This is a genomic window from Psychromicrobium xiongbiense (assembly GCF_030271165.1).
Taxonomy (GTDB): Bacteria; Actinomycetota; Actinomycetes; order Actinomycetales; family Micrococcaceae; genus Renibacterium; species Renibacterium xiongbiense.
The window spans coordinates 1-22,929 of sequence record NZ_JASSZH010000050.1 but is presented as its reverse complement, the minus strand read 5'-3'; the positions used below and the strand labels follow the sequence as shown (position 1 = coordinate 22,929).

Annotated in this window: 24 protein-coding genes; 17 read left to right on the top strand and 7 right to left on the bottom strand. The window is 63.9% G+C overall.

Annotation, left to right across the window (positions count from 1 at the left end; translation table 11 throughout):
• Window positions 1-164: 164 nt before the first annotated feature.
• On the bottom strand, window positions 165-1,394 hold the full coding sequence (locus tag QQM37_RS14310; protein WP_285728293.1) for a glycosyltransferase: 1,230 nt from the start codon (window positions 1,392-1,394) through the stop codon (window positions 165-167).
• Between the two features lie 206 nt (window positions 1,395-1,600).
• On the opposite strand from QQM37_RS14310, the gene QQM37_RS14305 reads away from it, so the two are divergent.
• From QQM37_RS14305 to QQM37_RS14295, 3 genes are read left to right on the top strand one after another with little or no spacing between them, the layout of a single operon-like run.
• Window positions 1,601-2,467: a carbohydrate ABC transporter permease gene (locus QQM37_RS14305; protein WP_285728292.1), complete on the top strand. Its 867-nt coding sequence runs from the start codon at window positions 1,601-1,603 to the stop codon at window positions 2,465-2,467.
• 37 nt (window positions 2,468-2,504) lie between these two features.
• Window positions 2,505-3,320 (top strand): carbohydrate ABC transporter permease, encoded by an 816-nt coding sequence (locus tag QQM37_RS14300; protein ID WP_285728291.1) that lies wholly within the window; start codon window positions 2,505-2,507, stop codon window positions 3,318-3,320.
• A gap of 10 nt (window positions 3,321-3,330) precedes the next feature.
• Window positions 3,331-4,650 (top strand): ABC transporter substrate-binding protein, encoded by a 1,320-nt coding sequence (locus tag QQM37_RS14295; protein ID WP_285728290.1) that lies wholly within the window; start codon window positions 3,331-3,333, stop codon window positions 4,648-4,650.
• A 100-nt stretch (window positions 4,651-4,750) separates the two neighbouring features.
• Here QQM37_RS14295 and QQM37_RS14290 read toward each other — a convergent pair whose 3' ends face one another.
• Window positions 4,751-6,121 carry a family 4 glycosyl hydrolase gene (locus tag QQM37_RS14290; RefSeq protein ID WP_285728289.1) on the bottom strand — a complete coding sequence of 457 codons (1,371 nt, stop codon included), beginning with the start codon at window positions 6,119-6,121 and terminating at the stop codon, window positions 4,751-4,753.
• Window positions 6,122-6,222: 101 nt separating this feature from the next.
• Between QQM37_RS14290 and QQM37_RS14285 the strand changes: the two genes are divergently transcribed.
• The 9 genes from QQM37_RS14285 to tsaD all read left to right on the top strand — a co-directional run bounded on the left by QQM37_RS14285 (window position 6,223) and on the right by tsaD (window position 13,847).
• Complete coding sequence (locus tag QQM37_RS14285; protein ID WP_285728288.1) at window positions 6,223-7,377, top strand: PfkB family carbohydrate kinase; 1,155 nt, start codon at window positions 6,223-6,225, stop codon at window positions 7,375-7,377.
• Between the two features lie 9 nt (window positions 7,378-7,386).
• A complete protein-coding gene (alr, locus tag QQM37_RS14280; RefSeq protein ID WP_285728287.1) occupies window positions 7,387-8,589 on the top strand; it encodes an alanine racemase in 1,203 nt (400 codons plus the stop codon).
• A complete protein-coding gene (tsaE, locus tag QQM37_RS14275) occupies window positions 8,579-9,091 on the top strand; it encodes a tRNA (adenosine(37)-N6)-threonylcarbamoyltransferase complex ATPase subunit type 1 TsaE (RefSeq protein WP_285728286.1) in 513 nt (170 codons plus the stop codon). The genes alr and tsaE overlap by 11 nt, the downstream gene beginning before the upstream one ends.
• Window positions 9,092-9,325: 234 nt before the next feature.
• Window positions 9,326-10,027 carry a DUF6318 family protein gene (locus QQM37_RS14270; protein WP_285728285.1) on the top strand — a complete coding sequence of 234 codons (702 nt, stop codon included), beginning with the start codon at window positions 9,326-9,328 and terminating at the stop codon, window positions 10,025-10,027.
• 65 nt (window positions 10,028-10,092) lie between these two features.
• Window positions 10,093-10,950 (top strand): hypothetical protein, encoded by an 858-nt coding sequence (locus tag QQM37_RS14265; protein ID WP_285728284.1) that lies wholly within the window; start codon window positions 10,093-10,095, stop codon window positions 10,948-10,950.
• Between the two features lie 115 nt (window positions 10,951-11,065).
• Window positions 11,066-11,449: a hypothetical protein gene (locus QQM37_RS14260; RefSeq protein WP_285728283.1), complete on the top strand. Its 384-nt coding sequence runs from the start codon at window positions 11,066-11,068 to the stop codon at window positions 11,447-11,449.
• Between the two features lie 72 nt (window positions 11,450-11,521).
• On the top strand, window positions 11,522-12,280 hold the full coding sequence (tsaB, locus tag QQM37_RS14255) for a tRNA (adenosine(37)-N6)-threonylcarbamoyltransferase complex dimerization subunit type 1 TsaB (protein WP_285728282.1): 759 nt from the start codon (window positions 11,522-11,524) through the stop codon (window positions 12,278-12,280).
• Window positions 12,277-12,792 (top strand): ribosomal protein S18-alanine N-acetyltransferase, encoded by a 516-nt coding sequence (gene rimI / locus QQM37_RS14250; RefSeq protein ID WP_285728281.1) that lies wholly within the window; start codon window positions 12,277-12,279, stop codon window positions 12,790-12,792. The genes tsaB and rimI overlap by 4 nt, the downstream gene beginning before the upstream one ends.
• Complete coding sequence (gene tsaD, locus QQM37_RS14245) at window positions 12,789-13,847, top strand: tRNA (adenosine(37)-N6)-threonylcarbamoyltransferase complex transferase subunit TsaD (protein WP_285728280.1); 1,059 nt, start codon at window positions 12,789-12,791, stop codon at window positions 13,845-13,847. The genes rimI and tsaD overlap by 4 nt, the downstream gene beginning before the upstream one ends.
• A 21-nt stretch (window positions 13,848-13,868) precedes the next feature.
• Here tsaD and QQM37_RS14240 read toward each other — a convergent pair whose 3' ends face one another.
• From QQM37_RS14240 to QQM37_RS14230, 3 genes are all read right to left on the bottom strand, one after another.
• The gene (locus QQM37_RS14240; protein WP_285728279.1) at window positions 13,869-15,020 is read right to left on the bottom strand and encodes a glutamate--cysteine ligase; all 1,152 of its coding nucleotides are present in this window, start codon (window positions 15,018-15,020) and stop codon (window positions 13,869-13,871) included.
• Window positions 15,021-15,139: 119 nt separating this feature from the next.
• Window positions 15,140-15,412, bottom strand: a complete 273-nt coding sequence (locus QQM37_RS14235) for a hypothetical protein (RefSeq protein WP_285728278.1) — start codon at window positions 15,410-15,412, stop codon at window positions 15,140-15,142.
• A complete protein-coding gene (locus QQM37_RS14230; RefSeq protein WP_285728277.1) occupies window positions 15,393-16,184 on the bottom strand; it encodes a DUF3060 domain-containing protein in 792 nt (263 codons plus the stop codon). The genes QQM37_RS14235 and QQM37_RS14230 overlap by 20 nt, the downstream gene beginning before the upstream one ends.
• Before the next feature lie 183 nt (window positions 16,185-16,367).
• On the opposite strand from QQM37_RS14230, the gene QQM37_RS14225 reads away from it, so the two are divergent.
• The 5 genes from QQM37_RS14225 to QQM37_RS14205 all read left to right on the top strand — a co-directional run bounded on the left by QQM37_RS14225 (window position 16,368) and on the right by QQM37_RS14205 (window position 21,116).
• Window positions 16,368-17,564: a sensor histidine kinase gene (locus QQM37_RS14225; protein WP_285728276.1), complete on the top strand. Its 1,197-nt coding sequence runs from the start codon at window positions 16,368-16,370 to the stop codon at window positions 17,562-17,564.
• Window positions 17,561-18,199 (top strand): response regulator, encoded by a 639-nt coding sequence (locus QQM37_RS14220; protein WP_285728275.1) that lies wholly within the window; start codon window positions 17,561-17,563, stop codon window positions 18,197-18,199. The genes QQM37_RS14225 and QQM37_RS14220 overlap by 4 nt, the downstream gene beginning before the upstream one ends.
• A 37-nt stretch (window positions 18,200-18,236) precedes the next feature.
• Complete coding sequence (locus tag QQM37_RS14215; RefSeq protein ID WP_285728274.1) at window positions 18,237-19,064, top strand: shikimate 5-dehydrogenase; 828 nt, start codon at window positions 18,237-18,239, stop codon at window positions 19,062-19,064.
• 383 nt (window positions 19,065-19,447) lie between these two features.
• Window positions 19,448-20,296 (top strand): hypothetical protein, encoded by an 849-nt coding sequence (locus tag QQM37_RS14210; protein ID WP_285728273.1) that lies wholly within the window; start codon window positions 19,448-19,450, stop codon window positions 20,294-20,296.
• The gene (locus QQM37_RS14205) at window positions 20,277-21,116 is read left to right on the top strand and encodes a GSU2403 family nucleotidyltransferase fold protein (RefSeq protein WP_285728272.1); all 840 of its coding nucleotides are present in this window, start codon (window positions 20,277-20,279) and stop codon (window positions 21,114-21,116) included. Before QQM37_RS14210 ends, QQM37_RS14205 begins: the two co-directional genes overlap by 20 nt.
• A 10-nt stretch (window positions 21,117-21,126) precedes the next feature.
• Here QQM37_RS14205 and QQM37_RS14200 read toward each other — a convergent pair whose 3' ends face one another.
• Window positions 21,127-21,720: a dihydrofolate reductase family protein gene (locus tag QQM37_RS14200; protein ID WP_285728271.1), complete on the bottom strand. Its 594-nt coding sequence runs from the start codon at window positions 21,718-21,720 to the stop codon at window positions 21,127-21,129.
• A 71-nt stretch (window positions 21,721-21,791) separates the two neighbouring features.
• Window positions 21,792-22,883: a DUF3427 domain-containing protein gene (locus tag QQM37_RS14195; RefSeq protein ID WP_285728270.1), complete on the bottom strand. Its 1,092-nt coding sequence runs from the start codon at window positions 22,881-22,883 to the stop codon at window positions 21,792-21,794.
• Window positions 22,884-22,929: the final 46 nt, after the last annotated feature.

Genomic DNA, 22,929 nt, shown 5'->3' with positions numbered 1-22,929 from the left:
GAGCGGTGGTGGAGCTGCGGGTTCAGGGCTCGTGCAGTGCGCATAGTGCCATCCTGCACTCTTTACACCCATCAAAATGAGTTATCCACAGGCTGGAGGTGACCATGGGGTAATTCTCTTCGCCGAGTGTCGAGATCATGCTGTTTTCCAGCGGTTTTCCAGCGTTATCTCGACACTCGGCGGTGGTGACGGTTCAGGGCCTGGCGGTAACTGTCCAGGGCCAGCGTGGCCGTGTTCTGCCAGCTGTAGCGGCGGGCATGGACGATGCCGGCCAGCCCCCAACGCGCCAGGCGCGCCGGATCATCGGCCAGGCTGGCAATCGCGGCCGCCCAGTCGCGCTCGGCACGCCCATCGACCAGCAACCCGGACTCGCCGTCGCGGACGGCTTCCACCAGCCCGCCGATGCGCGTGGCCAGCACCGGGGTTCCACAGGCCTGAGCCTCCAGAGCCACCAGACCGAAAGTCTCGGACGATGACGGCATGGCCACCACATCAGCCCCCCGGAACCACTGTGCCAGCTCCTCGGGCGGTGCGGGCGGTACCAGTCGCAGCTGGGAGGTCAACCCGAACTCGCGGGCGAGTGCTTCGACATCGTAGGACCGGGGTCCACTGCGGGCGCCGATCACGGTGAGTCGGAGTGAGAGATCGGGGCGGCTGGTGCGTAGCAGCGCCATGGCGCCGAGCAGGATGTGCGGACCCTTGAGCGCCTGCAGCCGCCCGGCGAAGACCAGCTCCAGGGCGGGCACTGAGCCTGAAGACACCACAACAGGCTCATCCCATCGCAGCGCCGGCCCCTCCGGATGGAACACCTGGGTATCCACTCCCGGTGGGACGACGTCAAGCCGTGCTGGGGCGGCATCGTAGTCCTGGACCAGCTCTTCTGCCTCAAAGCGGGTGTTCACCAGCAGCCGGGAGGCCTGGCGCACAATCTGCGCCTCGCCGTCCGCCCGCGCGGAGTGTTCGGGAGCCTGGCCAGTGGCCCGGTGACGTTCCTTGCTGCGCGCCGTGGTGTGCATCGAATGCACTAGTGGCACGTCCCAGGCATCGGCCACGGAGAGCCCCGCCATTCCGGAGACCCAATAGTGGGTGTGAATCAGCTCTGCCCCGCGGGACCCCGCCTCGGCCAGCTCGGCGACGATCCCGGGCAGCGCCTCCGGAAGCTCCTCTTTGCGTAGCCTCTTCGCCGGACCGACGTGCCGTACGGTGATCCCGGGGGCAGGGGAGGCTCCTGGATGGCCACCCTGGGTGTAGATATCCACCTGGACCCCGGAGGCTGCCAGGGCTCTGGCCAATTGCAGCACGTAGACGTTGAGTCCCCCGGCGTCCCCGGAGCCGGCCTGCGCTAACGGGGAGGTATGCAGGGAATACATCGCCACGTGACGTGGTGTTTGCACGGGAGCCTCTTTCGCGGCAAGAATGCCAAAGTACCGGCAGAGGATAGCTGGAATGGGCAATACTGGGGAATAACTGCAACGCTTCACTTATTCTCCCATTGCCGGATGTTTCTGGTCGGTTGGTAGCGGAGCGGGAGCGGTGAACCTGCGCAGAGCGCAGAAAATCCAGTGCAGAATGAGAGACCATCGGAAGGAGCCCGTGGCCCATGGCCAGACGTGAGAGCGGCATCGGTTACGCCCTCCTGGCTCCCAGCCTGTTCGGCATCGTGGCTTTTCTGCTGCTGCCCATTCTGGTGGTGCTCTGGCTCTCCCTGCAGCACTGGGACCTGCTCAGCCCGGCGAAGTTCGTGGGCCTGGACAACTTTGCGCAGGTGTTCGGCGACCCGGGGTTCTTCCGGTCTCTCGCGGTCACTGTGATTTTCGTGCTGCTGGTCATTCCGATCCAGACCGGTCTGGGACTCTTTGCCGCGGTGTTGCTGAGTCAGGGGCTGCCCGGATCCGCGTTTTTCCGCGTTATCTACGTCATCCCCTGGATCTGTGCGCCGCTCGCCCTGGGTCTGGTCTGGAACTGGATTTTCGCGCCCACCTCGGGAGCGCTGAATGCCGTGCTGGGTGCGAACGTCTCCTGGTTGACCGATCCTGTGCTGGCGTTGCCCGCCGTGGCTGCGGTGAGCATCTGGTCCAAAGTGGGTTACGTGACGCTGTTCTTCATGGCGGGCCTGGCGGCCATTCCGGGGGATACGCTCGATGCCGCCCGGGTGGACGGGGCGAATGCCTGGCAGATCTTCTGGCGAATCAAACTCCCACTGTTGCGGCCCACCATGTTCTTTGTGCTGGCCACAGGGTTCATCTCGAGCTTTCAGGCCTTTGACACGATCTACGCCCTGACGCCCAACGGTGGCCCGCAGGGCACCACCGATGTGATTGCCACCCGGATTTATGCCAAGGCCTTCCAGGATTACAACCTGGGCCAGGCCTCCGTGATGGCCCTGGTGCTGTTCGTGCTGCTGGTCGGGCTTACGGTGTCCCAGCAGATCTACTTCCGGAAGCGGGCCGTCTATGACCTCAGCTGACGTTCCCCTGCGCCCACGTAAGCCTCGGGGGCTGCCAATGCCAACCCGCCTGGGCATTTATGTGCTGCTGCTCATCGGCTTTGTGGTGACCGTGGCACCGTTCATCCTCTCCGTGATGACCGCGTTCAAGACTCCCGTGCAGTTTGCCAGCGAACCAGCTCTGTCCTGGCCCGCGCCGTGGACGGGGGAGAATTTCTCCCGTCTGTTCAGCGGGGACCGCACGATGATCGCACCGGTCGTCGTCACGGCGCAGATGGTCCTGGTCATCACCGTGGGCCAGTTGTTGTTCTCCATCCTGGCCGCCTATGCCTTTGCCCGGCTGGAATTCCGGTTCCGTGAAGGGCTTTTCTGGGTGTATCTGTCCACCCTGATGGTCCCGCAGGTGGTGACCCTGATTCCGCTGTATTCGATGTTCTCGGTGCTTGGCATCCGCAATACCTTCTGGGGCCTGGTGCTGCCCTACGTCTTCGGCTCCCCTTACGCGATCTTCCTGCTCCGCGAGTATTTCAAATCCATTCCTGAAGACCTGATTTCTGCCGCCAAACTCGACGGAGCAGGGACCTGGCGAATCCTGTTCTCCATCGTGCTGCCGCTGAGCCGGCCGATCATCGCCACGCTCACCATCATCACGGTGGTCAGCGTCTGGAACGACTTCCTCTGGCCCCTGATGATCACCAGCGGCAAGACCTGGCAGACCGTCACGGTGGCCACCGCCGGCCTGCAAAGTCAGTACAACGGCAACTGGACCCTCGTGATGGCCGCGACCACGATCGCCATCGCGCCTCTGTTGATCCTCTTCGCCATCTTCCAGAAACACATCGTCTCGTCCATCGCCATCACCGGATTCAAATAAGGAGCATCCCATGAAACTGTGGCAAAAAGCCTCACTGGCGGTTGTGGTTGGCCTTGCGCTGACCACGACGGCCTGCTCGCCCGCGGCCGATAATTCAGGCGCGTCCGGCAGCACCACCACGGTCACAGTGCGCCTGTGGGATGACCAGGTCCAGAAGGCCTACGACACCTCCTTCAAGGAGTTCGAGTCGAAGAACCCGGGCATCAAGGTCAAGACGGTGCTGGAACCGTATAAGACCTATTTCGACAAGCTGCGCACCGATGTCTCCGGCGGCAATGCCGATGACATCTCCTGGATCAGCTCCTCCTACTTCAGCCCATACGCGGACAATGGGAATCTGCTGCCAATCGGCGGCGACTTCGACAGCGAGAAGTCCGGCTGGGTGAAAGCCGCTATCGATCAGTACACCCGCAAGGGCCAGCTCTGGGGCGTTCCGCAGCTCACCGACGGCGGCATCGGCCTCTACTACAACCAGGACATGGTCAAGAAGGCCGGGGTGTCCCTGGACAACCTGCAGTGGAACCCCACCGATCCGTCCAAGGACACTTTCCTCAAAGCGGCTCAGAAGCTGACTCTCGATGCCGCCGGTCACACGGCGGATGACCCGGCCTTCGATCCGAAAAACATTGTGCAGTACGGCTACAACGCCGGCCAGGACCTGCAGGCGATCTACTACAACTTCATCGGCCAGAACGGCGGCGCCTTTCAGGATGGCGAGAAGTTCGTGTTCGCCTCGACGAAGAGTCAGCAGGCCTTCCAGTACATCGTGGATCTGATCAACAAGTACCACGTGTCCCCTGGGGCGGAGAACAGCAACGACAATGGCGACTTCCTGCGGGATCAGTTCCTGCAGGGCAAGATCGCACTGTTCCAGTCCGGCACCTACAACCTGGCCAATGTCTCCCAGGGGGCCAAGTTCCCGTGGGCCATCACGGCCATGCCCAGCGGCCCGGCCGGTGCGGTCTCCGTGGTGAACAACATCGTGGCGGCCGGCAATGCGAAGACGACGCATAAGGATGCAACCACCAAGGTGCTCCAGTGGCTCGGTTCCACCGAGGGTGCGACGGCGATCGGTGCCGAGGGTGCGGCGGTTCCGGCCGTGACGGCGGCCCAGACCTCCTACAACACCTTCTGGAAAGCCAAGAATGTGGATGTCAGCGCCTTCGCCAAGGCCGCTCAGGGTGCCACGATCCAGGCTCCGATCGGCACCAACTACGGGGCGGCGGCCAACGCCTGGAAGTCGATCTTCAATGAGATCTTCCTGGGCCGAGCGCCGGTGACGGACCTGCAGAAAGCGCAGGACGCCGCCAATAAGGCGATGGCGGGGTAGTCGCTGATCATTTCGCGAACGAAAACGGAAAAAGCACCCGCAATCGCGGGTGCTTTTTCCGTTTTCGTTCGCAGAATCGCAGGGTCAGCTGCCGCGAGCTCTACGCCCACAGGTCGAGTAGCGCCGGGAACGCTGCCTCGTATCCACTCAGCAACCGGGCGGCCAGATCGGCATCGGCCACCAGGGGGTGCAGGCTGAAGGCCAGCAGAGCCTGGTCACGCTCGCCGTAGGTCGCAGCGCGCACGACGGCGGTTTCCACGGCCTTGATCTGCCGCATCAGGTCCAGCTGTGATCCCGTGGGGGCGTCCAGAGGGAGTGGGTGAGCACCGCTCGAGTCGACCCTGCTGGGGACTTCGATGACGGCATCTTCGGCAAAATCAGCCAGGGTGGTTCCGTTGCGGACGTTGAGGATCAACTCGGTGCTGCCCTGTCCGGGACCGCGGGGCCCAGTGCCGCTCTCAGTGAGCAGCGCTTTCATCGCCGCCAGCGCCACTTCTTCGTACCCGCCACCGACCAGATCAGCCTCATCCCGCTCCTCGGACTGACCCCGGGCCTCCGCCAGGTACCCCTCCTCGCGGGCGCGGCGCGCACGGTCCCAACGATCGAAGGCCTGAGGCCCTTCCAGGGTGGGGTAGAGCAGATCCTGGGCCTGGGCGATTGACTCGCCCCGGGTCTGCTCGACAGAGCGGATCGCGTTGAGGGCTTCCCAATGCCGGTAGTAGTAGAAGAGGTATTCATTGGGCAGCGAGCCGAGCCGGTGCAGGAACTCGGCACCGAAGAGCCGCCCCTCCTCAAAGGTCTCCAGCCGTGCGGGGGAGTCCAGCAGTGCAGGGAGCAGATCGACCTCACCCTGTCCCGGCACCGGCTGGCGCAGCGCCCGCAGCCAGCCCAGATGATTCAGCCCCATATAGTCGACGCCCGCCAGCCCGCGAAGCTCAAAATTTGCGGCGCGGGCGGCCCGACGGACCAGCCCGATCGGCGAATCGCAGATCCCGATGACGCGGTGGCCCAGAACCGGGTGCAGCGCCTGCGTGACCATCCCTGCAGGGTTGGTGAAGTTCACCAGCCACGCACTGGGGCACCGCTCCTGCATGGTTCTGGCCAGATGGAGCATGTACGGGATGGAGCGCAAAGCGTAGCTGATGCCGCCTGCGCCGGTAGTTTCCTGGCCCAGGACGCCCAGATCCAGAGCGACCCGTTCATCGTGGACCCGCCCGGCAGCCCCGCCCACCCGGGTGGCGGCAAAGACGACGTCGGCGGCATCGAGCGCGGTCTCCAGGCTAGTGCTGACCTCAATGCCCGGCCCCTGGAACGGCATGGATTCCAGGACCGCCCGGATGCCGTGCAGCCTGCTCTCCTCCACATCGTGGAGCATCACCGAGTCGATCAGGCCAGCCTGCCGGCCCATGCTCAGAGCACGGTACACCAGAGGGACGCGGAATCCGCCGCCGCCCACGATTGTCAGTCGCATAGAACCATTCTCGCTGATTCACCTCCGGTTCGGGCCTTTGCAGTTCGGGCCAGTCCAGCCGGGCTCTGTTGCGAGTCGGACCCTGCAGATAGGCTCGGCCCATGGAATCGCGTCACGAAGCGTTTGACCCGCTGGCCGCCGTCCGCCTGCCCGGCCAGCCGGCCATCGATCTGCTGCTGACCGGGGATGTCTACTTCGATCTGGTCTTCACCGGTCTGGCGGAGCTGCCAATGCCGGGCACCGAGGTTTTCAGCGACGGCATGGGCTCCTGCCCGGGCGGGGTGGCGAACCAGGCGATCGCCGCCAGCAGGCTGGGCCTTCGCACCAGCCTGGTTGCGGCCTTTGGCGATGACGGCTATGGGGATGCCAACTGGTCAATCCTGGCCGATCAGGAGGGCGTGGATCTGGGCCTGTCGCAGCGGTTCCCGGGCTGGCATTCACCGGTCACGGTGTCGCTGTCAGTGCACGGGGACCGTTCGATGATCAGCCACGGCCACCCTGCGCCACGCAACGCCACCGAGTTGCTGGGCGGCGCGCCGCCGGCTGCACGGGCCGCCGTCGTGGGTCTGAGTGAGGAGCTGGAACCCTGGGCGCTCGCGGCAGCGCGCTCCGGCACGCAGCTCTTCGGTGACGTCGGCTGGGACCCTTCAGGAGCGTGGCCCGAAGCCGCCCTGGCGAATCTGGAACACTTCCACGCCTTCATGCCCAATGCGGCGGAGGCGATGGCGTTCACCCGGACCGATGACCCCTGGGCGGCGCTGTACGCGCTGGCAGACCGGGTGCCGGTGGCCGTAGTGACGGCAGGGGCTCAGGGCGCCCTGGCCATTGATTCGGTCACTGGGGAGGAAGAGTGGGTCCCCGCGCTGCCCGTGCAGGCCTGGGATCCAACCGGTGCGGGTGACTGCTTCGGTGCCGCGTTCATCATGGGCTCGCTGGCGGGGTGGCCGCTGGTGGATCGGCTGAGTTTCGCGAACCTGTGTGCCTCGCTTTCCGTGCAGCAGGTGGGCGGTTCGCTGGCGGCGCCGGGATGGGGGGACCTCGCCGACTGGTGGGACCGGGTCAGCACCTCGCGCGAGGGGTTGCGGCAGCACTGGTTGCGCCGCTATGCCTTCCTGGGCGAGTTGGTGCAGGATGTTCCGTGCCAGGCGGCCCGGCGCGCGACGGCGACCATTGCGCACTACTCCGATGCCGCGGTAGGTGGGCCTACGGTTCGTGTCGACACCGTGCCTGCGGCCCCGGCGAAGCCATCGACCTAGACTGAATGGGTGACTTCCGCCGAAATTCCTCCCGTCCATGCGCCGGAGCGCGAAGCCCGGATCGACTTAGAAGCGATCCGGCACAATGTGCGCCGTATCGCAGAGGTCGCCTCGCCCGCGCAGGTGATGGCCGTGGTGAAGGCGGATGGATATGGTCACGGGATGCTGCCGGTGGCACGGGCGGCGCTCGAGGCGGGGGCGCAGTGGCTGGGAACCGCGCACGTTGCGGAGGCGCTGCAGTTGCGCCGGGCCGGAATCGAGGCGCCCCTGCTGGCCTGGCTGCACACTCCTGCCACCGACTTCGCGGCCGCGGTGTCCGCCGGGATCGATCTGGGCGTTTCCGGATGGGAACTGGAACATGTGGTGGCTGCCGCGCGGCGCGAGGAGCGTCCGGCCAGGATTCATCTGAAAATCGATACTGGTCTGGGTCGCAATGGCAGCACCGAGGCGCTGTGGGATTCGCTGGTGGGGGAGGCCGTGGAGTACCAGGATCAGGGTTTGCTCCGGGTAGTAGGAATCTTCTCCCATCTGGCCGTCGCGGACGAGCCGCATCGCACGGAGACCGATCTGCAACTGGAGCGCTTTCGTGAGGCAGTGGCCGTTGCTGAGGATGCCGGGGTGGACGTCGAGGTGCGTCATCTGGCCAATACGCCAGCCATCTTTTCCCGACCGGACACTCATTTCGATCTGGTACGGGCCGGCGTCGGACTCTATGGTCTTTCGCCTTTTCCGACGCAGAGCCCGGCAGATCTGGGGCTGCGACCGGCGATGACGCTGGCCACCATGGTGGCGCAATGCAAGGATGTTCCGGCTGACCAGGGTGTCAGCTATGGGCTCTCCTACCGCACCGCCCAGCCCAGCACGCTGGCGCTGATCCCGATGGGTTACGGGGATGGGATTCCGCGCTCGGCGACGGGCGGTCCGGTGCGCATCGGGGATACCGTGCATTCGGTGGTGGGGCGGATCGCCATGGACCAGATGGTGGTGGACCTCGGTGCGGGTGCCGCGGTGGCTGAGGGGCGGTCGGTGCTGGGCCAGGAGGCTGTGCTTTTCGGGGCGGAACCGGATCCGTCGGTGGATCTGTGGGCCGCCGCGGCGGGGACCATCAACTACGAGATCGTGACCCGGATTGCGCCCCGGGTGCCGCGGGTGTACCTGAACGAATCGGTTTCTTCTGAATCGGTTTCGGGGGAGCCCGGGCGTGCTGATTGAGGTGGACAGCGCTGCCGGCACCCGGGCGGTCGCTCAACGGCTTGCACCGCTACTGCGGGCTGGGGATCTGGTGATCCTCTCCGGGGAACTGGGGGCGGGGAAGACGACCTTCACCCAGGCACTGGGTGCTGCGCTGGGGGTTCGGCCCGGGATCATTTCGCCGACGTTCGTGCTGGTGCGGATTCATCCCTCGCTGGTGAACGGGCCGGATCTGGTGCATGTGGATGCGTATCGCCTGGATTCTGCCGCCGAGATTGACGATATTGATCTGGAGGAGAGCCTGGACCGCTCGGTCACCGTGGTGGAGTGGGGCGAGGACCGGGTAGAGCACCTGAGTGACTCCTATCTGCGGCTGCGTTTTGTGCGGAGTCTGGGTGTGGCGGGGCCTTCCGCTCTGGACCCTGACCCGGAGCTGGATGAGGACGAGGAAGTCCGGCAGATCGAGATCCAGGCCGTGGGGCCGCGCTGGGCCGGGGTGGATCTGGGCGTGCTGGCGGGCTGAGGTTGTGGGTGCTGTCACCTGGTCCCGCCTGACCGGCGTGTGAGGCGGGACCTGGTAGCAGGTCCCGCCTGGAGGCTCCATGAGGCGGGATCTGGTGACGGGATCACTGGGAGTCGCGGGTCCCTGGAAACTTATCCACATTTCTGTGTGAGGGCTGTCATTTTGCTCTGATGTGACCGTAGGGTGGACTCAGCCCAGTTGACCATCCAATGGGCTAACCCGGAAGGTGGGCCCATGGCAGGAACGCAACGACGTACCGCGAAGCGTGATGTGGCGAGGAAGCGTTCGATGACGGCTGGTTCCCTGCAGCGCGCAGGCGCCGTGGTGGCACTGATGGTGGTCCTGGGTTTGCTGGCCGGGTGTTCCGGCGGATCCGAGCCCGCAACGTCACCACCCTCGACACCCATGGCTTCCTCTGCTTCTCCATCAGCCTCGGCACCATCGACCACCACCGCAGTCGCAGCACCTTACAAACCAGCAGATCTGAATGGTCCGGCGCAGAACGTGCCGAAGCCCGTGAAGCCTGCGCTGGCAGATGAGTTCTCTGAAAAAGGCCTCGACGCGTTCGTCCGGTACTGGTACGCGGCGTATAACTATCTGCAAGAAACGGGGGACGTTCAGATGGTTCAGGAAATAACGGACTATTCGTGTTCCCGCTGCAACGGTTCCTTCTCTGACCTTGTGGACTTGTACATTCAGGGCAATTGGCGCGCAGGCGGGCTCGTCGTTGTCAGCGCCACCAAGCCCAACCTAGTCAAGACCGCGAGTGGCGTCTTTCAGGCGCTGGTTCAATTCGACCAGAAAGCCGGTGGCGATGTGCGCCAAGATCATTCGATGCCCAGCCCACATCCCGAGTTGGTTGCACGCGGGGACGTGATCGATGCGACGTTCGTGTCCGGGCAATGGAGAGTTGTAAACATTGGGCGGATCGGGTGAATCCAGGGATGGGGGATGCCAAGCTCAAGCGTATTCTTGCAATCCTGCTGATCTTGAGTGTTTCCATGGGGCTCGGCACATCCGTGGCTGCCGCAGATTCCTGGTGGGGAACGGGCGACAGAGGAGTCGAGACGTACGTTCAGATCGATGCCGATGGACACCCAGTGTGGGGTGCGTCGAATGCGGTGGTTCCTGAATCGGGGAATGTGTATCGGTTTGAGGTGCTCTGTCAGGCTGACACTCAGAACAGTGGTGATGCGAATGCGTTCTGCCAGTCCCAGCTGAAGTCGAATTGCACGGCCGGAACTAACGGCACTTATGTTCAGTGGTTCACTGCCATCAAGGGGTTCGAGCCACCCCTCTGGCAAAAAGCAGGCATCCCGACCTGTGTCTACGACCAGAAACCTCAGGACATTCTGGAGCAGATTGCGGCTCAGATTCAGGCGGAGTTCGCTAGGCAGCCGATCAACGGTGGGACTCTGGTGTCTCAGCCGGGTCCGAAGACGCTCAAGGGTGCGGATACGAATTTCGTCGTCACCGCTGCCATACAAGCCTTCGACCTCACCCTGCTAGGCCAGAAAGTCCATATTGATGCGACTCCGGTCGCGTACACGTTCAGCTATGGTGATGGGGCCAGCAAGGGCTCTCAAGCCAGTGCGGGGTACCTGCTCAGGCAGGAGGATGTGGGGATCACGCCCACGCCGACCAGTCATGTTTATCAGGACACTCTCGATTACACGGCCAGTGTGAAAACGACGTTCACGGGGACTTATTCAGTGAACGGTGGCCCGGTGCTGCCGATCCCCGGTCAGGGTGTGTTTCCTACTAACCACCTCGTCCTGCAGGTGTGGCGATCAGTCGTCCGCTACGTTCAGGACACCTGCATCCAGAATCCCAAGTCCTGGGGCTGCCCCGGAACCTAACAACCTGGAACCTGGAACCTGGAAATCCTCCATGCCCGCGCGTAGGCTTACTCCATCAAAAGGATTCGGCCCGTGAGGGCCGGACGAGTCGATTGCGACCTCCCGGAGGAACGACATGACGGAACTGATCGCGGCACGGGCTGCAGCGAAACCGGAATGGGATGTGAGGCGACGTCGCGAGCTCTACAGCCTGGTGTCGACGCTGATTGTCGTCAACATCTTCTCCATTGAGCGCCTGATTCGCTGGGTCTGGAACCCGGCCCTCAGCACAGGCCTCCCCGTCGATCTTCTGTACCTCTGGATTCTGGCCCTGGCTGCGGTCCTCTCGCTGATCATTTTCAGCGGCATTCTCTGGTTCACTCTCCGTAAGCCGGCTCTGGATCAGGAACAGCGGCGAAGCCTGCACTGCACCTTCGGCTGGTCCGTCGCACTGGGCGTCATCGGATCCACCGCTCCAGTCTGGCTGCTCATCTGGGCGCTCGTCACGGGACACCACTGACCATCTGCTCCTGAGCGGCCCTACGACGGCGCATCGAGCACCTCCCCTCCAGCGACCGCCTAAACTTGAAGGGTGCTGCTTGCCCTCGACACCTCCGCCATCGCCTCCGCGGCCCTTCTGGACGATGACGCCCCGTCGGTCGAAGAGGGTCAGGCCGACGACGGCACCAGCCGGCTGGTAGCCAGCTTCAGCTCCCCGGACACCCGGCGGCATGCAGAGGTCCTGGCCAGTGCGGTGGCTGATCTGGTCGACGCACATGGTAGGCCGGATCGGATCGTGGTGGGCGTGGGGCCAGGGCCCTTCACCGGCCTGCGGGTCGGCATCGCCGCCGCGCGAACACTCGCCTTTGTCTGGCAGATTCCCCTGTACGGGCTGCGCAGCCTCGATGCCCTGGCCTGGGACGCGACTCGCAGCAACTCTCGCGGGGACGGCGATTTCCTAGTGGCGACGGATGCCCGCCGCAAAGAGGTCTATTGGGCGCGCTACACCGCCGTCGGCCGTCTGGTAGCTGGACCCTTTGTCGCCGCTGCCTCCGAGTTGCCTGCGGATCTGCCTGTGTACGGCGCGGGAGCCGGGCTGTATGCCGAGCAACTGGGATCAAGGGACGTGCCGGAATTCGCCCAGGCCCAGCCGCAGGCTGCCTCGCTCGGTCAGGTGGCCGCGCAGATTCTCCGCCGCCACAACGCCAGCCACGTCAACGGCCACAACGCCAACAGCAACGCCAGCCACGATGCCGCAGACTCGCCCTGGGCTCCGCTGCTCGACACCACGCCGCTGTATCTGCGGGGCTCCGATGCACAGGTACCTGGCCCACGGAAGCGCGTCTCATGAGTCAGAAGCCTGAAAACCAGCATCTTCCAGAGGGCGTCACGTTGCGCCCCATGGTCCCTGACGATCTGACGGTCGTTGTTGCATTGGAACAACGGCTCTTCCCGCTGGACGCCTGGCCGGCCAGGATGTTCGGCGATGAACTGGCCCAGCCGAGCCGCAGCTACCTGATCCTGGAACACGATCACCACGGCATCATTGGCTACTCCGGTCTTATGTGTCTTCCCCCGGTCGCCGATGTGCAGACCATCGCCGTCATCCCGGAGTGGGAGGGGCACGGGCTCGGCACCGCCCTGATGAGGGCGCTGCTGGAGGAGGCGCACCAGCGCGGCGCCACCGAGGTGCTGCTGGAGGTCCGCGAGGACAACCCGCGGGCGCAGCAGCTGTACCTGCGTTTCGGCTTTGTTCACATCCACACCCGTCCCCGCTACTACCGCGACGGCACGGGCGCGTGGGTCATGCGGCTGGAACTGGACGCAGTGACGACGCAGGATAAGAAACAGGAGATCTCATGACCCCGCTCGTCCTCGGCATCGAATCCTCCTGCGATGAGACCGGCGTCGGCATTGTGCGCGGAACCGAGTTGCTGGCCAACAGCGTTTCCTCCTCCATGGCCGAGCATGTCCGCTTTGGCGGGGTTATCCCGGAGATCGCGTCTCGCGCGCACCTGGACGCCTTCGTCCCGACGCTGCAGGAGGCACTCGCCACGGCGGGCGTCACACTGGAGGAGCTGGACGGCATCGCCGTCACCGCTGGTCCCGGCCTGGCCGGGGCGCTGATGGTCGGCGTGAGCGCGGCCAAGGCACTGGCGCTCGCCACCGGCAAGCCGCTCTATGCGATCAATCATCTGGTGGCGCATGTGGGTGTGGGTCTGCTCAATGGCGGCTCGCTGCCGGAGAACCTGGGCGCTCTGCTCGTCTCCGGTGGGCATACCGAGATTCTGCGCGTACATCGCCTGACCGATCACGTGGAGCTGCTCGGCTCCACGATCGATGATGCCGCGGGAGAGGCGTACGACAAGATTGCGCGGATTCTTGGCTTGGCGTATCCGGGCGGACCGGCGATCGACCGGCTTGCCCGGGAGGGCGATCCGCGCGCCGTGAAGTTCCCTCGCGGGCTGACTGCTCCCAAGTACATGGGCACCGCGGAACAGCCCGGGCCGCACCGCTACGACTTCTCCTTCTCCGGGCTGAAGACCGCTGTAGCCCGCAGAATTGAGGCCGATGAGGCGGCAGGAACGCCGACGCCGGTCGCGGACCTGGCAGCCTCGTTCCAGGAGGCGGTGGTGGATGTGGTGACCTCGAAGGCGGTCCTGGCCTGCCGGGAACACGGGATCACCACGCTACTGCTCGGCGGCGGGGTCGCCGCCAATTCGCGGCTCCGAGGCCTGCTGGCGGAGCGGACCGCCGCGGCCGGCATCGAACTTCTCATCCCGCCGGTATCCCTGTGCACCGACAACGGGGCCATGGTCGCCGCGCTGGGATCGCAACTGGTGATGGCCGGGGCGGCGCCGTCCAGCCTGGATTTTGCCCCGGATTCCTCGCTGCCGGTGCAGACAGTGCAGCTGTAAAACAGGTGCAGCTCTGAAAAGCTAGTCCTGGTGCCCGTCGCGCAACAGAGCGACTAGATCGCGGACGACGGCGCGCAGATTGCCCTGATGTTCCGCCGCCACCCGCCGTTGACGCTGGTAACCGGCGCCGCGACGGATGATCTTCTCGACATCGGCCAGTTCCTTGGAGCAGCCCAGCCTGGCTGCGACCGGTTCCAGGCGGTTCAGGAGGTCGTACAGGTCATCCGTGACGAGCCGCTCGTTGGACTGTGCGTCCAGGATGATGATCGCGTCCAGCCCGTACCGGGCCGCGCGCCACTTGTTTTCCTGGACATGCCACGGTGGCATCGTCGGGATGGTGCCGCCGGCATCGAGCGTGTCGGAGAAGGACTGGACCAGGCACTGGGTCAGCGCGGCGATCGCGCCCACTTCTTCCAGGGTGGAGAGGCCGTCGCAGACCCGCATTTCCATGGTGCCCAGCCCCGGAACCGGGCGGATGTCCCAGCGGATCTCATTCAGTGCGTCGATCACGCCGGTGGTGAGCATGTCCTGCACATAGTCCTCGTACCCGGACCACTCAGGGAACTGGAAGGGCAGACCGGCAGTGGGCAGCTGCTGGAACATCAGTGTGCGCTGCGAGGCGTAACCGGTATCCTCACCATTCCAGAACGGCGAGGAGGCGGAGAGCGCCTGTAGATGCGGGAAGTAATTAACCAAGCCATCGAGCACCGGCATCGCCTTGGCCACGGAATCCAGGCCCACATGCACATGCACACCGTAAATGACCATTTGCGAACCCCACCACTGGGTGCGGTCGATCAGTTTGGCGTAGCGCTCCTTGTTGGTCACGGCCTGAGCGCGGCTGTGACTGAAGGGGTGGGTTCCGGAACAGAGCAGCTCGACGCCGTGCTGCTCGCCAGCCCGGCGCACCAGTTGCAGGGAGCGGTTGAGGTCGTCCTTGGCCTCGGCGACGGTATGGCAGACGCCGGTCACCAGTTCCACGGTGTTGAGCAGCAGCTCGCGGGTCACGTGCGGGTGTTCGCCGTCCACCGCCAGATCAGGGTCGAGTTCGTGGACGGTGCTGAGCAGCTCATCGGCCTTGGGGGTGAGCTCTCCGGTCTCGGCATCGACCAGGGCCAGTTCCCATTCCACGCCCAGACTGGATTGCGCCGATTCGGCAAATTCGATCTTCATGCCCACGCCCCTCGCAGTCCGGCAATGCTGTCGCTGTTCAGCGCTCGCCTCAGTTTACGAGGTGCGGGGGCTTGTCTTGAACTGGATCGAACTGGATTGAGCTTGATGACGCGTGTGCGTCAGCGTGGGTGGCCGATGGCCCACCAGATGGCGAGGCCCGTCACCAGCAGGGTCACCACGATGGCTGCGCACTCCAGCCCACCCAGAATGGCGCCGGCCAGGCCGAAGCCGTTGACCTGGCCAACGCTTCGCGATTGGTGCACCGCTACCAGGCCGAGGATGAGTGGTAGGACGGCGAAGCCGCAGAGCGCCAGGATGAAGGCGGCGAGCCCCAGGCCCTGGCCGACTCCTGAGCCTACTCCCGGGCCGGAATCAGGCTGGTGTGACAGCATTGCCGGCGCCTTTGACGGTGGTGAGCGGGGTGGGGCCGCCGAACGTCACGGTATTGGCATTGCCGTCAATGGTCACCGAATTGACCTGTCCGGTTTCTACGGAATGGCCGCTTCCTGTGACCGTGACCAGGCCTGCGGCCACCAGCGTGGCACTCGAAGGGCCCTGAGTCAGCGATAGGGCGCCGACTATTCCGGCGGTCAGCCCGTGGCCAACGCCATCGAGCGTAATGGTGTCCGCATCGGCAACCTTGAGGGTGTTGGCGGAGCCCTTCACGGTAATGGAATGGCATTTCCCGGCAATGGTGATGAAGCTGGCGTTTGCCTCGATGCTGATATCACCCCCGGCGCAGGTCAGCTGCACCGTCTGCGCGTCTCCGGTGACCTGTTTGGTGCTGCCCGCGTCGATGGTGGCCGCGCCCGGCGTGGCAGCCGGAATGGTGACGGTGGTGGTGCTTCCCGGCAGCGTGGTGACACCCGGGGTGCTGGAGGCAGACTGGATGTTCACCACCGAACCTGCGGATGCGGAGCCGGTGCTGGTGGGGGAGGCGCCTTTGTTGGGGAGGGGGCTGACAGTACCGGACGGCGATGACGGGACACTCGCCGACGGGGAACTGGACGACGGGGTGCTGGCCGAGGGCGCGGAGACTGTGCCGCCTGCAGCCCCTTGGGGCGCGCCACCGGGTCCGCAGGCGGCCAGGGCCAGCGACGCGCTGCCGAGGCTCAGCGTCAGGACAGCAACACGGGTCCACTGTGAGTAAGAGGACGTTTTCATGGGAATCGGACCTTTCTAAGCAAATCTACGCAGATCTCTGCAGGTGCTCGGCCCCGGTGCGCCCGTTGCCGAAGAACACCTTGAGACTCTCAGCTGGGCGTGCCGATGTCATGACGGATATTGTGCTGTCAGCAGTTCTGCCTACAGACTATGTGAGTCCTTTGAGGAAAGAATAGTTTTCTGATGAATGCTGTACCTGCTCTGCATCGTGACCAGCCCGTGCAACTGGGTCTGGCCAGGGGCATTGCCCTGCTCCGGCTGGTTCAACTGCTGATCTGGCCGGCCAGCCTGCTGCTGGGCGTCGGTTCCGGGGTGGAGCGGATGCCGTTGGCGCTCGCCGGATTCGGGCTGATCGCGGTCTGGACCGTCGTCTGGGTGACCCTGGTGCTGAGCCGGGAGAGGCTTCCGGGCTGGGCGTCGGTGATCGATCCGGTGCTGGTGGCCGTGGGCACACTACTGACCGGGCTGGCGTGCTATCCCTGGGATGCGCTGAGCTGGGCGAATGCAGCGATCCCGTGCCTGCTGGGCGCCGGTGTAGCCGCCGCTGTCTGGCTGCCCCTGCGCTGGGTTGCGGGCGTCATCGTGGGTCTCGGTGGTGCACTGGGGCTTGGCGCCTTGCCGGGGCTGCTGATCAAAGCTGCCGGGCCTGGCGGCTGGTGGGGCACCTATCTGTCCACCGTACTGCTGCTCGCAGTGGTGACGGGGCTGGCGTGCTGGGTGAGCTGGTTGCTGCGGCAGGAGGCCGCACAGCGTTCGCAGGAGCGGCTGCGATGGGAGGCAGAGCTGGCGTCCTTACAGGCCTGGCGCGATGTCGAAGAGCGGCAGAATGCCGAACGCACCCGGCAATACCGGACCCTTCACGACACGGTGTTGTCGACACTCAGTGCGATGGCCCGCGGGAGCCTCGACACCTCGGATCCGCAGGTACAGCGGCGGTGTGCGGCCGATGCCGACTACTTGCGGTCGATTATTTCCTCGGCGGACCGCTCGGCCGCCAGTCGTCTGCAGGGTGAACTTGCCACAGTGGGGCGGGAGCAGGCGGTGCTGGGGCTGCGTGTGCATCATCAGGTGGCGGATCTCCCCGAGATGCTGCCCGGGAACGTGCTGGTGGCTCTTCGCGAAGCCTGTCGGGAGGCCCTGAACAATGTGGTTAAACATTCAGGTCAAAGCCAGGCCTGGGTCACGGCACGGGGATCAGGCGGCACTGGCGTCAGCGTGACAATTGCCGATCAGGGGCGGGGCTTTGAGCCGTCCCTGATGATTCCCGGGATGGGTTTGACGAATTCTGTGCAGGAACGCATGGCCGAGGTGGGAGGAATCGCGGTGATTGACAGCAGCCCGGGGCAGGGAGTGAGCGTTGAACTGAGGTGGCCCGCATGAGCGTGGAATCCACGCCGCCGCTTCGGATCGCCGCGATCGATGACGATCAGATGCTGCTCCAGGGCCTGCGTGCCTGGCTGGAACCGCTGGCGGATCTACAGCTGGTGAGCACCGAGGCCACCGTGCAGGCGTTTGTGGGCTCGGGCGAGAAGGTGGAGGTGGTGCTGCTGGATCTGAATCTGAGGGATGGCAGCACACCTGCGGAGAACGTCCGCGCTGTGGCTGCCACTGGTGCGGCGGTGCTGGTGGTTTCCACCATTCCGGACCAGGACCAGGTGTTGGCGACGGTGGAGGCAGGAGCCGCTGGTTACATCACCAAGGACAACGATCTGCCGACTCTGGTCGACTCCATCCGGGCAGCTGCGCGTGGGGAGCTGGCGGTCAGTCCGGAGCTGGCCTTCCTGCTCAGCACTGACTCCCGGCCGCAACGTCCACAACTCTCCGCTCAGGAGGCGCTGGTGCTGCGCACCTATGCCTCGGGAGCCACGCTGGCGGCCACGGCGCGTAAGGCGGGTGTAGCCTACGGGACGGCACGGGAGTATCTGGAACGGGTCAAGCGCAAATACACCGAGGCAGGCTGGCCCACCCGCACCAAACTCGAGTTGGCGGAAAGGGTACGCGAGGAGGAGTTCTGAGGAGGCATTCTCGGGCCGGATGGTCCATGATGGTGGCATGCCTGAGTCAATTCCTGCAGCCGTGAACAAAGACACCGTCCTGTGCATCTCGCTGGCCGCGCGGCCCAGCAATATCGGCACCGGATTCCACAACTACCTGTACGCCCAATTGGGGCTGAACTATGTGTATAAGGCTTTCGCCCCGGTGAATCTGGTCGATGCGGTGCGCGGGATCCGCGGGCTGCCGATTCGTGGGGCCGCGGTGTCCATGCCGTACAAGGAAGCCGTGATTGAGCTGGTGGACCGTATGGATCCTTCGGCGGAGGCCATTGCTTCGGTGAACACGATTGTCAACGATGACGGCGTGCTTACCGCCTACAACACCGACTACCTGGCCATTGAGCGGCTTCTGGCCGACCATGCGGTGCCGGTATCTTTGACCGTTCTGGTGCAGGGTGCCGGTGGGATGGCAAAGGCTGTGGTGGCCGCCCTGCGTGATGCTGGGTTCGGTGACGTCACGGTGGTGGCGCGGAATGAGGTGGCGGGCAAGGCACTGGCTGCGCAGTATGGCTTCCGCTGGGTCCCTGCGGTGGGCGAGTTGCGGGCCGAGATGATTGTGAACGTGACGCCATTGGGCATGCAGGGGGCCGATGCCGAGGTGCTCGCCTTTGCGCCCGAAGTGGTGGCGGCTGCCTCAGTGGTGTTCGACGTCGTGGCGCTGCCGGCGGAGACGCCGCTCATCCGGGCTGGGCGTTCGGCTGGCAAGAAAGTCATCACGGGCGCTGAGGTCATTGCGATCCAGGCGGAGGAGCAGTTTGTGCTCTACACCGGGGTACGGCCAACTGCGGAGCAGGTCCGGGAAGCGTCCGAGTACTCACGGTCGTAGTTTTTCTGGCGGGGCTCCCGGGGCCGGGTCTGCGCGGTTCCTGGGCGGTTTTGCGGATCTCGGTTTCGCGGAATCGCGGGCTCAGCCTCGAAGGTTCGGATAATTAAAGTATTCCGTAGGCGACGGAATATTGGTATTATCTGAACATGTCAGCAATCAAGGATGCTCCTCCACAAGGAGCTGAGATTCTCACTCAGCTGGAATCTCAGCTCCGAAAGCTCCTTCCTGAGACCTGGTCGGTTGAGGTTGCCATCCCGCGGAGCTTGGACTCGGACGCAGATGTATTGGGCGTGATCAAGGCGCCCGGCGGTACTCGCGTGGACCTTTTGTTCGACGTGCAGACCGTCCTCGAGTCCAGAGGCCTACCTGCAGCAGGTCTTCGAATGGAAGCCGCTCTCAACGGTGCTCCCGGCAGGGTCGGGGTCCTGGTTGCGCGCTACCTATCGCCATCGGTGCGGGAGAAACTAGACGCCGCGGGGCGGTCCTATCTGGACCTCACGGGCAATGTGCTGATTCATTCTGACAAGCCAGCGTTGTTGGTGTCCGGCCGTGGTGAGGACAGTGATCCCTGGCGTGGTCCTGGCCGTCCTCTGGGGGCTCTAAAGGGGGAACCCGCTGCAAAAGTTGTTCGTGCCCTGGTCGATTTTGAGGGTCCGTGGAAGATTCGTGATCTTGTAGCGGTTTCTCAGGCCTCCACCGGATCCGTCTATCGAGTGATCGATTTTCTGGATGCGGAGGGCCTTCTGGAACGCGGAGCTCCCCGGGGGCTAATCAGTGTTCCCGACTGGGCTGCCATTCTGCGGCGTTGGAGCCTGGACTATAGCTTCCTGAAGACCAATGCGGTCACCCGGTGGATCGCTCCGCGAGGTGTGCCGGACTTTCTGAGCCGGGTTCGGCAAGGAGCCGAGGACGACTATGCCTTCACGGGTTCGCTGGCGGCATCGGTGTGGTCAGAGTATGCGCCGGTACGGTCCGCCACGCTGTATGCGACCCATCCTGAACGGGCGGCCGATGCCTGGGGACTCAGACCCACAGACACCGGAGCAAATATTCTCATTGCGCACCCGCGTATTCCCGCGGTGATGGAGCGCACCATCACCGCACTCGACGGACTGCGTCTGGTGGCACCAACCCAGGCTGCCGTGGATCTGATGCGCGGCCCCGGCAGAGCCCCAGCCGAATCGGAGGAATTGATGGAATGGATGGGGCGCAATGTCCAGCGCTGGCGGTGATCCGAGGGATCTCCTTGTCCGAGCGCGCTCCGCGCTTTTGGATGTGTTGGGGGCGCTGAGTTCGCAACGCGACGCCGTGGTCGTCATCGGTGCACAGGCGGTATATCTCTGGACCGGAGGCCTTGAGGTGGCCTTGGCTGAGGCCACCAAAGACAGTGACGTTGCCTTGGACCCGAGGGCTCTTGTGGATGATCCGACCCTTGACGCGGCGATGAAGTCTGCCGGGTTTTTCCCTGCGGCATCCGGAAACCCCGGTGCTTGGGTGAACGCCGAGGGCATCCCGGTGGATCTGATGGTGCCGGAGGACTTGGCGGGACCGGGCAACAAGCAGACAAGGGGCGCCAGGATTCCACCCCACAGCAAGACTGCTACCCGGCGTGCCCGCGGATTGGAAGCAGCTGTGGTCGACTATCGCGTCCTGCCGGTAGCTGCGTTGGACGCCGCGGATTTTCGTGAAATCCCGGCGAAGGTTGCCGGTCCTGCCGCGTTGCTGGTCGCGAAGGTGCACAAGATCGTTGAACGAATGGACTCGCCCCACCGGCTCAACGACAAGGATGCGCATGATATTTACCGGCTACTTCGGGCTATCGACACAACCGAGCTCAGCGAGGCCTTCCGCGGGCTCCTTGCCGCGGAGCTGTGTTCCGAGGTGACGCGAGAGGCTTTGGACGCCTTGGGCAAACACTTCGCCACAGGGCCAGATGCTACCGGCTCGGCCATGGCTGGCCGAGCCGAAGAAGGGGTGGGCGACCCAGAGCAGGTTTCTGTGGCCACGGCTCTGCTGGCTCAGGACCTGATGGACAGCCTGGGTAGATATTGAGGGCGCGGGCTCAGCTGACGCGGTAGTGAATGTGTGTGGAAACGGGCGATGCCGCCGCGTCCAGCGGGGTGAAGCGGGCGGAGGCTGGCCCGTCGAAGATGCTTTCGCCGTGGCCCAGCGCTACCGGAATGATGTCGAGGTAGAGCTCATTGAGCACCCCGGCGGCGAGAGCCTGCCGGACTGTGGAGGCGCCGCCGGTGATCCGGATATCGCGGCCGTCTGCGGTTTCCCGGGCCTGAGCCAGTGCGGCGTCGAAGCCTCCTGTGACGAAATGGAAGGTGGTGCCACCGGCCATCTCGATGGGGTCCTGCGCGTAGCGGGTCAGGACGAAAACCGGGGAGTGGTACGGCGGTTCGTCACCCCACCAACCCCTCCAGTCACCGGTCCAGGGACCTCGGATCGGGCCGAACATATTGCGCCCCATGATGAATGCGCCCATTGGGCTCAGGAGCTCATCCAGAGCGGCGGCATCTGCGGCGTGCTGGCTCGAATGCCAGTGAAGCAACTGCATCCCGCCAACGCCCACTGGGTTGTCCAGCGACTGGTCAGGGCCGGAGATAAATCCGTCCAAGGACATCGACAGGTGTGCGGTGATCCGACTCATGCTTAACTCGAGCACTGCAGGGGACGGAAGTCAACGGGTGGGTGGGTTTGCTCCTCCCTGGCCAGCTGACGTCAAACCTGAGCAATGCTGGGGTTGAAGTAGTCGTAGATCCCAGAGGGAACAGGTGACTCGAACCGAAGATTCATCTGTACGACACTCAGCGAAACGTCGTTAGGCATGGTCGACTCCACGGCGTCTTCCGACAAGGCTCGCCCCAGGTAGAAGAAGTCGCTTCCCTCGTTGTCGTCTTTTTTGACGAAAACGTGGAGTGCCACGCTGTTTGCAACGATCGGAACGACTTCGCCGCTGGTGAGCTTTCGACGGCTTCGGGTAAACCAATGCATCGTCGAGGGATCCAGTAACTCGTCGCCGTAGTCGGTGCTCGCGGTGATCTCACCCGATTTGTGATAGGTCACGAAGATTGGGCAACTAGCAGTCAGCGCATCTACCTTGTATCCGTAGATGGTCGAGGTGATGTTCTTGGGCCAACACAAAAGCCGACAGGCATCTTTTCGAGAGTATTGCTTGCCCACGACGAACGGCTGACCCTCGGTGTATCGATCAGAAATGAGAGCCTGGGCTGTATTGAGAAGATCGTCCACTGCTGAAGAAAATGCGGCGGAATCCCGGTAGTTGTCACCGAACTCCGCCGTCAACTCCACGACCTGCTCGCCGCGGACATGGGCGGCTGGGTACACGTACTTCTTTTGCTCTGCCTCTGTATTGAAGCTCAAAGTCAGCGTTCTGATGGAGCTTCCGACGTGCAGATCATCGTGCTTGAGCCCGGTCTCCTCAAAGAGGCGCCGGATCTCCTCGTAGCTAAGTCTCCCATGGACCAACAGCGACTTGAGGAGCACAACTTCATGCAGCCGCTTGGCTGGAAGAACCTCACAGGACAACAAAGCTAATAGGCGATCCTGAACATGGGAAAGGCTGCTCGGAACCTTTGTCAGTTTTGCTACAAGCGTCTGGTAGTTCTCATATTTTGTTGCCAACAGCACTGGATCGACGGACTCAAATCGGTAGAAGTCCAAGAGGCTGGGCGTCCGTCCTAGTCGATTCCGGAGGGCGTCGAAGGCTGCTTTGATGTTCTGGATTTTGTCCAGGGTGGTGTCGACGATGGACTGCAGAACTCGTTCCTGAGAAATCCGATCAAACCGCACACTAGTGTCGCGTGTCGTTAATGCTTAGACGTTTGGTTTTTGGGAG